General features: G+C 69.3%; 17 protein-coding genes and 1 tRNA gene. 12 read left to right on the top strand and 6 right to left on the bottom strand.

What is annotated here, in order from left to right:
* Positions 1-53: 53 nt before the first annotated feature.
* On the top strand, positions 54-827 hold the full coding sequence (locus tag CUR96_RS09820; protein WP_102193132.1) for a hypothetical protein: 774 nt from the start codon (positions 54-56) through the stop codon (positions 825-827).
* A 41-nt stretch (positions 828-868) separates the two neighbouring features.
* Here the strand turns inward: CUR96_RS09820 and CUR96_RS09815 are convergent.
* A tRNA-Leu gene (locus CUR96_RS09815) sits at positions 869-950 on the bottom strand.
* 88 nt (positions 951-1,038) lie between these two features.
* Entirely contained in the window at positions 1,039-1,329 is a 291-nt protein-coding gene (locus CUR96_RS18485; protein ID WP_146008142.1) for a hypothetical protein, read from the bottom strand.
* 196 nt (positions 1,330-1,525) lie between these two features.
* On the opposite strand from CUR96_RS18485, the gene CUR96_RS09810 reads away from it, so the two are divergent.
* From CUR96_RS09810 to CUR96_RS09780, 7 genes are read left to right on the top strand one after another with little or no spacing between them, the layout of a single operon-like run.
* On the top strand, positions 1,526-2,749 hold the full coding sequence (locus tag CUR96_RS09810) for a CpaF family protein (protein ID WP_102193131.1): 1,224 nt from the start codon (positions 1,526-1,528) through the stop codon (positions 2,747-2,749).
* Positions 2,746-3,603 (top strand): type II secretion system F family protein, encoded by an 858-nt coding sequence (locus tag CUR96_RS09805; RefSeq protein WP_102193130.1) that lies wholly within the window; start codon positions 2,746-2,748, stop codon positions 3,601-3,603. Before CUR96_RS09810 ends, CUR96_RS09805 begins: the two co-directional genes overlap by 4 nt.
* A complete protein-coding gene (locus CUR96_RS09800; protein ID WP_102193129.1) occupies positions 3,600-4,538 on the top strand; it encodes a type II secretion system F family protein in 939 nt (312 codons plus the stop codon). Before CUR96_RS09805 ends, CUR96_RS09800 begins: the two co-directional genes overlap by 4 nt.
* A gap of 22 nt (positions 4,539-4,560) precedes the next feature.
* Positions 4,561-4,758: a hypothetical protein gene (locus CUR96_RS09795; protein WP_102193128.1), complete on the top strand. Its 198-nt coding sequence runs from the start codon at positions 4,561-4,563 to the stop codon at positions 4,756-4,758.
* A gap of 1 nt (position 4,759) precedes the next feature.
* Positions 4,760-5,164, top strand: coding sequence for a TadE/TadG family type IV pilus assembly protein (locus CUR96_RS09790; protein ID WP_102193127.1), 405 nt, complete (start codon positions 4,760-4,762; stop codon positions 5,162-5,164).
* Positions 5,154-5,588 carry a TadE family protein gene (locus CUR96_RS09785; protein ID WP_348639572.1) on the top strand — a complete coding sequence of 145 codons (435 nt, stop codon included), beginning with the start codon at positions 5,154-5,156 and terminating at the stop codon, positions 5,586-5,588. The genes CUR96_RS09790 and CUR96_RS09785 overlap by 11 nt, the downstream gene beginning before the upstream one ends.
* A complete protein-coding gene (locus CUR96_RS09780; RefSeq protein ID WP_102193125.1) occupies positions 5,585-6,004 on the top strand; it encodes a pilus assembly protein TadG-related protein in 420 nt (139 codons plus the stop codon). Before CUR96_RS09785 ends, CUR96_RS09780 begins: the two co-directional genes overlap by 4 nt.
* Before the next feature lie 13 nt (positions 6,005-6,017).
* On the opposite strand, the gene CUR96_RS09775 is transcribed toward CUR96_RS09780, so the two are convergent.
* Positions 6,018-6,581: an NUDIX hydrolase gene (locus CUR96_RS09775; protein ID WP_102193124.1), complete on the bottom strand. Its 564-nt coding sequence runs from the start codon at positions 6,579-6,581 to the stop codon at positions 6,018-6,020.
* Entirely contained in the window at positions 6,578-7,825 is a 1,248-nt protein-coding gene (locus tag CUR96_RS09770; protein WP_102193123.1) for an MFS transporter, read from the bottom strand. Before CUR96_RS09770 ends, CUR96_RS09775 begins: the two co-directional genes overlap by 4 nt.
* Before the next feature lie 126 nt (positions 7,826-7,951).
* Between CUR96_RS09770 and prfB the strand changes: the two genes are divergently transcribed.
* Positions 7,952-9,061: a peptide chain release factor 2 gene (gene prfB, locus CUR96_RS09765; protein ID WP_102193122.1), complete on the top strand. Its 1,110-nt coding sequence runs from the start codon at positions 7,952-7,954 to the stop codon at positions 9,059-9,061.
* Between the two features lie 64 nt (positions 9,062-9,125).
* Here the strand turns inward: prfB and CUR96_RS09760 are convergent, their stop codons facing one another.
* Positions 9,126-10,175 (bottom strand): DUF2510 domain-containing protein, encoded by a 1,050-nt coding sequence (locus CUR96_RS09760; protein ID WP_102193121.1) that lies wholly within the window; start codon positions 10,173-10,175, stop codon positions 9,126-9,128.
* A 132-nt stretch (positions 10,176-10,307) separates the two neighbouring features.
* Between CUR96_RS09760 and ftsE the strand changes: the two genes are divergently transcribed.
* The 3 genes from ftsE to smpB all read left to right on the top strand — a co-directional run bounded on the left by ftsE (position 10,308) and on the right by smpB (position 12,818).
* On the top strand, positions 10,308-11,366 hold the full coding sequence (gene ftsE / locus CUR96_RS09755; RefSeq protein ID WP_102193120.1) for a cell division ATP-binding protein FtsE: 1,059 nt from the start codon (positions 10,308-10,310) through the stop codon (positions 11,364-11,366).
* On the top strand, positions 11,363-12,277 hold the full coding sequence (gene ftsX / locus CUR96_RS09750; RefSeq protein WP_102193119.1) for a permease-like cell division protein FtsX: 915 nt from the start codon (positions 11,363-11,365) through the stop codon (positions 12,275-12,277). Before ftsE ends, ftsX begins: the two co-directional genes overlap by 4 nt.
* A 64-nt stretch (positions 12,278-12,341) precedes the next feature.
* A complete protein-coding gene (smpB, locus tag CUR96_RS09745) occupies positions 12,342-12,818 on the top strand; it encodes an SsrA-binding protein SmpB (protein ID WP_102193196.1) in 477 nt (158 codons plus the stop codon).
* 33 nt (positions 12,819-12,851) lie between these two features.
* Here smpB and CUR96_RS18780 read toward each other — a convergent pair.
* A partial coding sequence (locus CUR96_RS18780; protein WP_245861169.1) for an alpha/beta hydrolase family protein occupies positions 12,852-13,319 on the bottom strand: 468 nt, incomplete at its 5' end.

Below are 13,319 nucleotides of genomic sequence, written 5' to 3'. Positions count from 1 at the left end.
CGGTGTCAGAATCCTTCAGCGGCGCTTCAGTACCCGCGCGAGAGGCTGGATGCATGAACGAGAACGAATCCACGAACCAGGACCAGCCCACGAACGAGACCACCCGCATCGACCAGGCCGAGGCGCCGCGCCCGGCAGAGCCCGTGGCCTCGACGGCCGCACCGAAGCGGGGGATCAAGCGCCCCGTGCTCATCGGAGTGGGCGCGGGGATCGCGCTGCTGCTCGTGGGCGGTGTCGGCCTCGCCGTCGGCATGGAGCTCAGCGATGACGACCCTGACGAGGTCACGTCGCAGCAGGTGGGTGACGATCAGCGGAACGACGGCGATGACGACGACCGCAGGGCGGGCGATGACAACCCCGAGGGCGACCGTGACGGCGCTCAGAGCGGCTCCGGAGGTGCCTTCGCACCGTCAGACGCCGCCGCGCTGAACGATGCGGCAGCTGCCGCGCTCGAAGCCACCGGCGGAACCGGCATCAGCTCGATCGGCGTCGAGCACGGCGGCTACGAGATCGAGGTGCAGCTCGACGGCGGCACCGATGCCGACGTCTTCGTCTCGACGGGTGGAGAGGTCTCCGAGCCCTATGACAGCGACGCGGACTCGACGCGCGAGCCGGTGCTCGACCTCGACCGGATCGACGCGATCATCGAGGCCGCATCGGCTGCCGCATCCTCCGCTGCGGGCGGCTCCGGTGCGGTCGACTCGATCTCCGCGTCCGACGACCAGGGCGTGGCCTACGAGGTGACCGTGCGCTACGACGACGGCCGCGAGTTCGAAGCCGCGCTCGCCGACGACCTGTCGGTCGTCACGACCGACCTCGACGACTGAGAGCGGTACGCCGCGGCCTCACGGGCATCGTTCGGTGACGGTGCGGAAGGGGGGACTCGAACCCCCACGCCCGAAGGCACAGGAACCTAAATCCTGCGTGTCTACCGATTTCACCACTCCCGCGCGGTGCAGTCAGTCTATCGACCGCTGGGCGCTCCGAACGGAGCGCCCAGCGGTTCCCGTTTGACTGCGTGGATCGCGTCGACGGGTCTCACGCCAAGCCGGTGGAACCGGGGATGAGCGGCTCTTCGGGGCGCGGAGCAAGGGGTTCGTCCGGGTACGGAGCGAGGGGCTCGTCCGGGTGCGGCGCGAGGGGCTCATCCGGCGTCGGAGCCAACGGCTCTTCGGGGTGCGTCGGCGATGGCTCGTCTGGGAAGGCCGGCGACGGTTGAGACGGCGACGGCACTGCCGGGCCCGGGGGTGTCTGACCCGGGTCGGTCGGCTCGGGGCCGGTGGGCTGCTCACCGGGCACGGAGGGAATGGCGGGGGAGGTGTCAGTCATCTCTGCTTCTCTCATCGGACGTGGATTCAAGGGGTGCGGCGATCCGGACCGCCGCTGTGCCCACTCGAACACCGCGTCACCTCTCCCGTCTCGGGCCTTGTTTTCTGCCGAGTGATGTGCCGAGGCATCGACGGCGCCGAAATTCACCTGTGGATAACTTTCGAGGCGCCGGACGGATTCTTGCAAGGATGCTCGGATGAGTCATCCGTCCCTCCTGGTCGCCGAGCGCGTACGGCTGCGCCTGCGCGCCGAAGGGCTCGATCCCTCGGTCGAACCGGACGCCGCTCGGCGGGTGGCGCAGGCCGAGGTACGACGGCACAACGACCTCGCCCTGTCGCGCGGCGGCGCGATGATCGACGACGAGGGCGAGTGCGTGCGCGACGTGCTCGCCGCCGTCAGCGGGTTCGGGGCGCTGCAGCCGCTCCTCGATGATCCCGAGATCGAGGAGATCTGGCTGAACGGGCCCGACCGGGTCTACGTCGCCCGCGGGGGAGTGTCGGAGCGTCTCGGGCTGCGCCTGACGGATGCGGTGGTGCGCGACCTGGTCGAGCGGATGCTGCAGTCCACCGGGCGTCGGGTCGACATCAGCCAGCCGTTCGTCGATGCCTCCCTGCCCGACGGATCGCGGTTGCACGTCGCCATCGCCGACGTCGTACGCGGCTCATGGGCGGTGAACATCCGCAAGTTCCTGCCCCGCTACCGGTCCCTGGAGGCGCTGACGCAACAGGGTGCCCTTCCGCCGCCCGTCGCCGAGCAGCTGCGCCACGCGATGCGCGCCGGGCAGAGCGTCATCGTGTCGGGAGCCACCCATACCGGCAAGACGACGCTGCTCGGGGCGCTGCTCGCCTCGTGTTCCGACGTGCAGCGGATCATCACCGTGGAGGAGACCTTCGAACTCGCCGTCGACGGACCCGATCTGGTCGCTCTCCAGGGGCGCCAGGCCAGCCTCGAGGGCAACGGCGAGATCACCCTCAGGCGGCTGGTCAAGGAGGCGCTGCGGATGCGGCCGGACCGGCTGGTCGTTGGCGAGGTGCGCGACGCCGAGGCGCTCGACCTCGTGCTCGCCCTCAACACCGGAGTCCCCGGCGCCGCCACGGTGCACGCGAACTCCGCGACCGAGGCGATGGACAAGCTCACCATCCTCCCGCTGCTCGCCGGACGCAACATCGACCGTGCGTTCATCGCGCCGGCGCTCGCCTCTGCCGTCGACCTCGTGGTGCACTGCGTCAGGGATGCGGCCGGGGTGCGCCGGGTGCAGGAGGTCGTCGCGCCGACGGGCGAGATCGTGGAAGGACGGATCATCACCAGGACCGTCTACCGCGCGGGAGTGGACGGCTCGCCGCAGATCTCCGGCACGCGAAGCGCCGAACGCTCACGTGGTGCCATGGGAGCGTGGCGTCCCGAAGAGGCACGACCATGACGGTCCTGCTCGGCGCGCTGCTCGCCGCCGGCATTCTCCTGTGCCTGTCGCCGTGGCTCTGGCCGCAGCGGCCGCGCGAGGAACGAGCTCCGAGACGCAGCAGACTCACGCGCCTTCTCGAGGAAGCCGGCTACGGCGCCGTCGAGCAGCGCGTCGTGGTCGCGGTGATCCTCGCTGTCGGACTCGCAGCGGCATCCGTCATCTGGCTCCTGACGGGTCTGCTCGTGCTCGCCGTCCTCGCTGCGATCGTCGGGGGACTGGCGCCGATCATGTTCCTGCGTGCACGGCGGCTCCGGCTCCGCAAGGCGCGTCGCCAACTCTGGCCCGACGTCTGCGACCTGCTCATCGCCTCGATCCGGGTGGGGTTGTCGCTGCCCGACGCGGTCGCGAGCCTGGCGGAGTCCGCACCCGGAATGCTGCGCCCCGCCTTCGCCGTTTTCGCGCGCGACCTGCGTGCCACCGGGCGATTCGAGAGCAGCCTCGATCGCTTGAAGACATCGCTGGCCGATCCGATCGCGGATCGCATCATCGAGACATTGCGCATGGCGAGACAGGTCGGCGGCACGGAACTCACCGGCGTCCTCCGAGCGCTCTCGTCATCGGTGCGGGCGGATGCGGCACTCCGCGGCGAGGTCGAGGCGCGGCAGTCCTGGATTCGCGGAGCGGCCGTGCTCGGCGCGGTGGCACCGTGGATCATCCTGGGACTGCTGGTGATGCGTCCCGAGGGCGCGTCCGCGTACGGCAGCCCGGAGGGGGTCATCGTGATCTGCGCGGGTGCTGCCGTCTCGGTGATCGCCTTCCGGATCATGCTTCGCGTCGGACGCCTGCCGGAACCGCGGCGGTGGTTCGGATGAGTGCACTCTCGGACCTCGCCCTCTCCGTCCTTCTCGGCGGCACGCTTGCTGCGGGACTCCTCACCGCGCTCGCGGCCCTGCCGCGGTGGCGGGCGGCGTCGTTGAGCGTGCGCATCGCGCCGTATGTACGAGACGTCGTCGCCGACGAGGCACTCCCGTCCGGAGTGTTGCCCCGCGCCGGAGTTCTCCCCGCGGCGACGGGAACACTGTGGCGGCGCCTGCAGGACATGTTCGAGCGGATGCTCGGCGGGGGAGACGTCCTTCGGCAGCGCCTGGCGCAGGCGGGGCTGCGCACCGATCCGACGACGTTCCGAGGGCGGCAGCTGGCCTGGGCGCTGGTGGGCATCGGCGCCGGCGCAGTACTCGTGATCGCTCTCGTCCTCGCCGGGCGGATGACCGCGCCGGTCGTGCTGCTGCCGCTGATCACCGGGGCCGTCGCTGCCGTCGTGTACGACACCCAGCTCGCGAGCCGTGCCAGGGCGCGGCGGGCGAGACTCACCGATGAACTGCCGACCACGCTGGAGTTCCTCGCGCTCTGCCTGTCCGCCGGGGAGGGCCTTCTCGACGCGCTGCGCCGCGTCTCGGCCGTCGGCTCCGGTGAGCTGACGGGGGAGCTGCGCCAAGTGGTGCTGGCGGTGAACACGGGTTCCCCGCTCGCCGACGCGCTGTCCGAGATGGCGGCGCGCCTGCAGCTGCCTGGTCTCTCCCGCGCCGTCGACCAGATCGTCGCGGCCCTCGAGCACGGAGCCCCGCTGTCTGGCGTGCTGCACGCGCAGGCGGGAGATGCCAGGGAAGACGCCAAACGGGTGCTGATCGAGCAGGCGGGGCGCAAGGAGATCCTGATGCTCCTCCCGCTGGTCTTCCTGATCCTTCCGCTCTCGGTGCTCTTCGCCGTCTATCCCGGCTTGTTCATCCTGCGACTCGGAATCGGCTGAGTCGCCGACGAAAGGACCCCTCATGACAAGACTCCGACACCGGTGGGCTGACGCGGTCGACCACGCCCGCGCGCTCGCCGACGACGATTCCGGCGACGTGCCCGGCTGGGTGCTGGTCACGCTCATGACCGCAGGCCTCGTGGTGCTCATCTGGGCCGTCGCCGGACCCGCACTGACCGCACTGTTCGAGCAGGCGATCCAGCGGGTGTCCGGACTCTGACATGCGGGCGGTGCGGGGCGGGATCTCGGACGAGCGCGGATCGAGTCCGGTGGAGTTCGTGCTCGTCGGCACGCTCCTCACCGTGCTCACCCTCGCCGTGCTGCAGCTCGCGCTCGCCGTCTATGTGCGAAACGTCGTGCACGATGCTGCCGTCGAAGGCGCATACCACGCCGCTCTCGCCGACACCGGACTCGAAGAGGGCGCCGATCGGACGCGTCTGGCGATCACGCGTGCCGTCGGCGCCGATTACGCCGGTGACGTCGCCGTCGGCACGACCCAGGAGTTCGGCCACACCGTCGTCGAGATCCGCGTGCGCACCACCCTCCCGGTCATCGGGCTTCTGGGTATCCCGTACGGGCTGGAGGTGGAGGCGCATGCGCCGATGGAATCGCTGGGTGAGGAATGACGACGGTTCCGCCGCGCTCGAGTTCATCACCGTCGGGGTGATCCTGCTCGTGCCGCTCGTGTACCTCGTGCTCGCCCTCGGCGTGATCCAGGAGCAGACGCTCGGGGCGGAGGCCGCAGCGCGGCACACGGCCCGCGTGATCTCCCAGGCGCCGGATGCCGAGACTGCCGCGGCCCGCAGCGATGCGGTCCTGGCCGGCGTCATCGATGAATACGGCCTCGACGCGGATGCCGTGCAGGTATCGATATCCTGCACCCCGGCTCGGGCTGCGTGCCCGTCGGCAGGAGCCACGATGATCGTCACCGTGAGGACCTCGGCGAGTCTGCCGCTCGTCCCACCGCTGTTCGGGCTCGACCGGATGGCCACCGTCCCCCTGGAGGCATCAGCAGTGCAGAAGGTCTCACGACTGTGGGGTGAGGGATGATCGACGGTGCACGCGATGACGACGAAGGCAGCATCCTGCTGCTCACCCTCGGCTACGTGCTGCTGGCGCTTGCCGTGCTCTTCGTCTGCGTGTGCGCCACCGACCTGTACATCGCGCAGAAGCGTCTGGACGCCCTCGCCGATTCTGCGGCGCTCGCCGGAGCGGACGGCTTCACGCTCGTCGTCTCGGGGGAGAGCGTCGCAGCGGAGCTGAGCGATGAAGGCGTGCACGAACAGGCCGCCGCCCTCCTCACCGCGCTCCCGGGCGATGCGACCCTCGTCGAAGCGACCTCGCCGGATGGCGTCTCGGCGCACGTCACGCTCACGGCAGACTGGTATCCGCCGTTGTTCTCACCGTTCGTCCCCGGCGGCATGCAACTGGAGGCCAGCGCGACGAGCCGCACCGCTCTGCAGTGAGGCGCAACCTGTTTCAGCCGCGGTCGTGCATCCGGGCCAGGAGTGCCTGGATGCGGCGCTGCACTCCGCCCGCGAGTTCCACCGGCAGGGCATCGACCGGCCACCAGCGCACATCCTCCGACTCGTCGCTGACGGTGATCTCGGCATCCCGATCGACGATCACCGCGATCCCGACATCGAGGTGCGAGGCACAGCGGCCGAAACTCGATGAGAGGGAGTGGTGGTCGAGGTCATAGGCGAGGGAGGCGTCGGCGACCGCATCGAGCCGGATGCCGGTCTCCTCGTGGAGTTCGCGCAGAGCCCCCGCTGCGATCGATTCGTCGCCCTCCTCGAGATGCCCGCCCGGCTGCACCCAGAACCGGCCCTTCCCGTGGAAGACGAGCAGCGTTTGACGCAGCGCCGGATCGAACACGACGCACGACGCCGTGGCGTGGTCGGGGCCGGAGGTCCGCGACATCGGCGAATCGCCGTGCACGAAGAACGACGCGAAGTCTTCCTGGGCTGCCTGCTCGACGGCATCACGGGGCGTGAAATCCCGGACCAGGGTCGACATGCTGGCCGCCAGGACGTCGCTCACTCCGCTGTCCCTTCCGGGTCGGTCCGTTCCGCTCGCGGCACGAACCGCGGAATCCACCGCAGGAACCCGGCTGCGCCGACGAGACCGATCGCGCCCATGACCCCAGCGGCGATCGAAAGGGATGCGACCGCGGTGATCCCGGACACCAGAAGCGGGGCGATCGCGCCACCGGCATCCGTCAGCGTCCGCCAGGACCCGAGGAATGCCGCCGGCTCCCGCTTCGGTGCCACGTCGGCGCCGAGGGTGAGCAGGATGCCGCTGGAGAGGCCGTTGCCGACACCGAGCACCGCGGCCAGCATCCCGAACCACAGCGCCGCAGAGTCTCCGTCGTGCGTGAATGCCAGCGCGAGGAAGCCGAGTCCCATCACGAGCATCGCCGGCATCGCCGCCCACAGCCTGCCGAACCGGTCCATCACCTGACCGCTCGCATAGAACAAGGCGAAGTCGATCGCGCCGGAGACTCCGACGACCAGCGCGATCGTCGACGCATCCAGTCCCAGCGACAGACCCCACAACGGCAGCACCACCTGGCGGGCCGAACGCACCGCCGAGAGCGTCGCGGCAGCGAGTCCCAGTCGGCCGAGCACGCCCCGCTGCTCCCACATCGTGCGGAAGATGCCGGTGCGCTCGATCGTCGGGATCGAGCCGCTCACCGCTTCGCCCGAATCCTCCGCGAGATGAAGCGGCGTCGTGGGCCGCGCTGGACGTGTCGCGTTCTCCGGATCCGGCCCGAACAGAACGAGCAGCACCATCACGACGAGGCACGCGAGGAAGAACCAGATCGCCGCGATCTCGCTCCCGAAGAGCTGCAGGAGGACCGCCGCGATGAAGGGGCCGATGAACATGCCGAGACGGAAACTGCCGCCGAGCATCGACAGCGCCCGCGCCCGCACGGCGAGCGGCACCCGGGTGGTCATGAAAGCGTGCCTGGCGAGCCCGAAGGCAGAGGCGCACAACCCGAGCAGGAACACGGATGCGGCGAGCACACCGAGCGACGGCGCGAACACCATCCCCGCCCCGGCGATGATCGCGATCACTCCGGCGATCACCATCGTCATGCGTTCGCCGATCCGCGCCACCGCCCAGCCGGCAGGCAGATTGCCGCAGAGCTGACCGATCACCAGTGCCGAGGTGATGAGGGCGGCGAACGCGACGTCGGCGCCCATGTTGACCGCGATCACCGGGATCAGCGGGATCACCGCGCCCTCGCCGAGCGAGAAGAGGATGGTCGGCAGGTACACCATCGGCCCGAACTCTCTCAGGACCCTCGATGCACTGCTCACGCCTTTCACGTTACCCTCGCGGGTGCGGTGGGCTGCCCGAGCCGATCCGTCCCCGCGCGAACACGCGGCACGTTAGGCTGAAGTGCCATGCTCGAACTCGATCTCTCCGCCGACATCCAGGCCCTGCGACTCACCTTCGGTGATATTCGCGAGGTCGTCGATGTCGAAGCGCTCCGCACTGAAATCGCCCGTCTCAACGAGGAAGCCGGTGCTCCGGACCTCTGGGACGACACCGAGCGCGCCCAGAAGGTGACCAGCGCCCTGAGTCACCGCCAGTCGGAGCTCGCCCGCATCGAGGGGATCGCCGGGCGACTCGACGACCTCGAAGTCCTCGTCGGCCTCGCCAACGAGATGGGCGACGAGGAATCGGCGCAGGAGGCGCGCGCCGAGCTCACCGCCCTCACCGAGCTGATCAACCAGCTCGAGGTGCAGACCCTGCTCGGCGGCGAGTACGACGATCGTGCCGCCATCATCACGATCCGCTCCGGCGCCGGCGGCGACGACGCCACCGACTTCGCCGAGATGCTCATGCGCATGTACCTGCGCTGGGCGGAGCAGCACAAGTACCCGGTCAAGGTCATGGACACCTCCTACGCGGAGGGCGCCGGAATCAAGTCGGCCACGTTCGAGATCGACGCCCCCTACGCGTTCGGGACGCTTTCGGTCGAGGCCGGCACCCACCGCCTCGCCCGTATCAGCCCGTTCGGCTCCGCCGACAAGCGTCAGACCAGCTTCGCCGCGGTCGAGGTCATCCCGCTCATGGAGGAGGCCACCGCGGTCGAGATCCCCGAGGGCGACATCCGCGTCGACGTCTTCCGCTCCTCGGGTCCCGGCGGCCAGTCGGTCAACACCACCGACTCCGCCGTGCGCCTGACCCACCTGCCGACCGGCATCGTCGTCTCGATGCAGAACGAGAAGTCGCAGATCCAGAACCGTGCTGCGGCGATGCGCGTGCTGCAGACCCGCCTGCTGCTGCTGCAGAAGGCCGACGAAGCAGCGAAGAAGAAGGAACTCGCCGGAAACATCACGGCGAGCTGGGGCGACCAGATGCGCTCCTACTTCCTCTACGGGCAGCAACTCGTCAAGGACCTCCGCACCGGCCACGAATCCGGCAACCCGGCCGCCGTGTTCGACGGCGACCTCGACGGCTTCATCTCGGCCGGCATCCGCTGGCGCAAGCGCAAGGTCGAGGACTGACCTCAGATTCGTGCAGAAGGCCCGGGAGCGATTCGCTCCCGGGCCTTCGCCATTCAGACGGAGATCACTGCATCAGGCAGGTCACGCCCGAATCGGTGAACACGTCTGTGAAGGCCGTCGCCGCGTCGGGATCGCTGAGCATCTCTTCGCCGCTCGCGATGACGCGCAGGGTGTCGTCGTCGATGTCGGATGCGACGAATGCCTCGCCGAGGCACGTGACCTGCTCGGGCGTGTAGAGATCGGCCTGGCCGAGCGTACTGAGGATCTCGGTGAGGCCGACCTCGACCTCCTCGACGGTCGGTCGACCGGTCGAGGTGTCGTCGGTGGTGCCCTCGGTCTCCTCCGGCTGCGGCGCGGACTCCGACGGGATGGAGGTCGGGAAATCGTCCATCTCGCTCTGCACGCCTTCGGCGAAGGCGAACAGGTAGACGAACGACATCACGATGCCGATGATCGTGCCGACGACGGCGAGCGAGAGGCCGGCGATCCCCGGCCACTTCTTGCCCTTGAGGAACAGCGACACGATCGAGAGCACGAACCCGACGCCCAGCAGCACGAAGCCGAACACGCCGATCACCGGGATGAAGACGAGGATCGTGCCGAGAACGGCGAGTCCCAATCCGACGATCCCGAGAACCGAGGGCTTCTTGGGCCCCTCATCCGCCGCCGGATACCCACCGGCAGCACCGGTCGGCGCCGCACCGGGGTAGGAGGGAGCAGCGCCCGGGTACGACGGCGCGGCCGCCGGGTAGGCGGGAGCAGCGTAGTCGGGGGCACCGGTCTGGTAACCGGGGGCCGCGGCGGGGGCGGTTCCGGAGTAGGGGGCTTCCGGCGCATACGGCGGGAGGTCGCCGTCGCTGATCGGGGTGGTCGCAGCGGTCTCGCCGGGTGCGGCGAACGCCGCGGCGGACTGCGCGTCGGCCTCTGACGTCGCCGGAGAGGATGCCTCGCTCGACGGGCGGATCACGGTGTCATCGAGGGAATCCTCCACCGCCTCCGCTGGCGTTTCGGGCGCGGACGCCACCTCGGGAGCGAAGTGCTCGGTCCACTGCTGTCCGTCCCACCAGCGCTGCCGCCCGGAGCCGTCGTCGTACCATCCTGCAGGTGTCGTCATTTGGGGTCCCCCTCGAAATCGTCCGCCGGCGCGGAACGCGCGAATCGGCTCCCTCATATATAGCAGTGACTGGTGACGTCGCGGGGTGTCGCTCGCCATCACCGGAAGAGGCGCGCTTAGGCTCGTACCGCCATGATTCGGTTCGAGAATGTCACGAAACGCTATCGCGGGACCGCCAGGCCCGCGCTCTCCGGTGTCGAGTTCGAAGTCCAGCGGGGAGAGTTCCTCTTCCTCGTCGGCGCCTCGGGGTCCGGCAAGTCGACCTGCCTCAGGTTGATCCTCCGTGAAGAGATCCCGTCAACCGGCCGAGTCGCCGTGCTCGGGCGCGATCTGCGCTCGCTCGCGAACCGCAAGGTGCCGTACTTCCGCCGGCACATCGGCGCGGTGTTCCAGGACTTCCGTCTGCTGCCGTCCAAGACCGTGTACCAGAACGTCGCCTTCACGCTCCAGGTGACCGGATCCTCGCGCGGCTTCATCCAGCAGGCGGTGCCCGAGGCGCTCGCGCTCGTCGGTCTCGACGGCAAGCAGAAGCGGATGCCGCATGAGCTCTCCGGCGGCGAGCAGCAGCGCGTCGCCATCGCACGAGCGCTCGTGAACCGCCCGCAGGTGCTGCTGGCCGATGAGCCCACCGGCAACCTCGACCCCGCCACGTCTGTGGACATCATGCAGCTGCTCGCGCGCATCAACGCCGGGGGCACGACCGTGCTGATGGCGACGCACGAGGCCGGCTTCGTCGACCAGATGCAGCGGCGCGTGATCGAGCTGCGGGACGGCGAGATGGTGCGCGACGAGGTGCACGGCGGTTACGGCGACACATCGAACATCCCGCGCCTGGTGCCGGAGGAAGTGCGTGGTGCTGCAGCCGTCGCAGCCCTCACCGCCGTGCAGGAGGTGCAGCGCCAGACCGCCGATCTCTCGGTGGTGCGCGCAGCCCTCGCCGAGGAGCTGAACGCCCAACGCCGCGCAGCGGCATCCGGCCCGGTGCCCGAGCGCATTCCCGAGCCCGCGAAGCCGTCGGAGGCACCGCAGTCCGACGTACAGGCTGAACAGAGCGCCGCCGCGCAGGCCGCCCCCGTGGGACCCCGCACGCATCCGATCGTGCTGCCGCAGGTCGACGTCGCCGAACTCGGCGTCGCCGACCGCCTCGGGCTCTCCGACGACGATGACGAGGAAGTGGGTCCGACCACATGAGATTCGGTCTGATCCTCACGGAGGCCCTCGGCGGCCTCCGTCGCAACATCTCGATGGTGATCTCCGTCGTGCTCGTCACGTTCGTCTCGCTGACGTTCGTCGGCGCCGCGATCCTCATGCAGGCGCAGATCGGCACCATGCGCGGCTACTGGACCGAGCGCGCCCAGGTCGCTGTGTACATGTGCTCCGGTGTGTCCGAGTCGCCGACGTGCCTCAACGGTTCCGCCACCGAGGAGCAGGTGCAGATCGTCCGCAGCCAGATCGAGGGCGACGCACTCGCGCCGCTCATCGCCGAGGTGCGCTTCGAGACCAAGGACGAGGCCTACGCCAACATCGTCGAGCAGATCGGCGCGGAGAAGGCGAGCGTCTTCACCGCCGACCAGATGTCCGAGAGCTTCTTCGTGACGCTGAAGGATCCGAGTCAGTCGCAGGTTCTCGTCGAGGCCTTCAACGGCGTCGCCGGCGTGGAACAGGTGGCCGACCAGCTGCAGTACCTCGAACCGCTCTTCTCCGCGCTCACCGTCGCGACCTACATCGCCGTCGGCATCGCCGTGCTCATGCTGATCGCCGCGATCCTGCTGATCGCCACGACGATCCGGCTCTCCGCCTACGCGCGGCGCAAGGAGATCGGGATCATGCGCCTGGTCGGAGCATCCAATCGCTTCATCCAGACCCCGTTCGTGCTGGAGGGCGTCTTCGCGGCCTTCCTCGGCTCGGCGCTGGCCAGCGTCGCCGTCGTCGCCGGAGTGCACTTCGGCGTCGACGGCTACCTGCGTGGCCGGGTGCCCTTCATCACCACCTGGGTGACCATGCAGGACGCGGTGCTCGTCGTACCCGTCCTCATCGGCATCGGCATCGTGCTCGCCGCGCTGTCGGCCGGCTTCGCCATTCGCCGCTGGCTGCGCACCTGAGGCCATCGTCGTTGTAGACTGAAAGGCTGTCGTGCGCCCGCACGACACGGATCAGGAGAGCATCATGCCCAGGGAACGCGGGGAGAAGGTCGTCGCGACCAATCGTCGCGCACGTCACGACTACAACATCGAGAAGTCGTACGAGGCGGGGATGGTGCTCACGGGCACCGAAGTGAAATCGCTGCGCCAGGGGCGCGCCAACCTGAGCGACGGGTACGCGTTCATCAAGGGCAACGAGGTGTTCCTCGACTCCGTGCACATCCCGGAGTACTCGCAGGGGCACTGGACGAACCACTCGGCGAAGCGCATCCGCAAGCTCCTGTTGCACCGCGAGGAGATCGCGAAGCTCTCCCACGCGGTCTCCGCGGGCGGCTACACGCTGGTGCCGTTGAAGCTGTACTTCGCCGACGGGCGCGCGAAGGTCGAGATCGCCCTCGCGAAGGGAAAGCGCGAGTACGACAAGCGGCAGACCCTGCGCGAGCGTCAGGACACCCGCGAGGCCGAGCGCGCGATGCGCAGCCGCAACCGCGTCGGCGAGTAGTCGCCCTTCGGCGGGCTCACGAACCCGGCGAGCTCAGAGTTGCGGTTCGAACCCGAACACCCGCCCGAGGAACGTCAGCTCCCGTTCCAGCGAGTCGACGATGGTCTCCGCCTTGCGGAAGCCGTGCCCCTCGCCCGGGTAGAGCGCGTACTCGTGCGGGATGCCGCGCGACGCCAGCGCCTCGCTGATCGCCTCGGACTGCGACGGCGGCACGACGAGGTCGTCGGCGCCCTGCATCAGCAGCACGGGCACGTCGATCCGGTCGGCATGCGTGAGCGGTGAGCGGTCGATGTAGACCTCTTCGGCGTCCGGCAGCGGGCCGACCAGCCCGCCCAGGTAGTGCTTCTCGAAGTCGTGCGTGTCCTCGGCGAGCGTGCGCAGATCGCCGATCCCGTAGCGGCTGATGCCGGCGCTGAAGGCTCCGCCCCGCACGAGCGCGCACAGCACGGTCCAGCCTCCGGCTGAGCCGCCGCGGATCGCGATGCGCCGCCGATCGGCAGC

Origin of the sequence: Microbacterium aurantiacum (assembly GCF_002872075.1) — a bacterium.
Lineage (GTDB): Bacteria > Actinomycetota > Actinomycetes > Actinomycetales > Microbacteriaceae > Microbacterium > Microbacterium aurantiacum_A.
The sequence above is the reverse complement of the archived record's forward strand: the minus strand, read 5'-3'. Positions and strand labels throughout refer to the sequence as shown.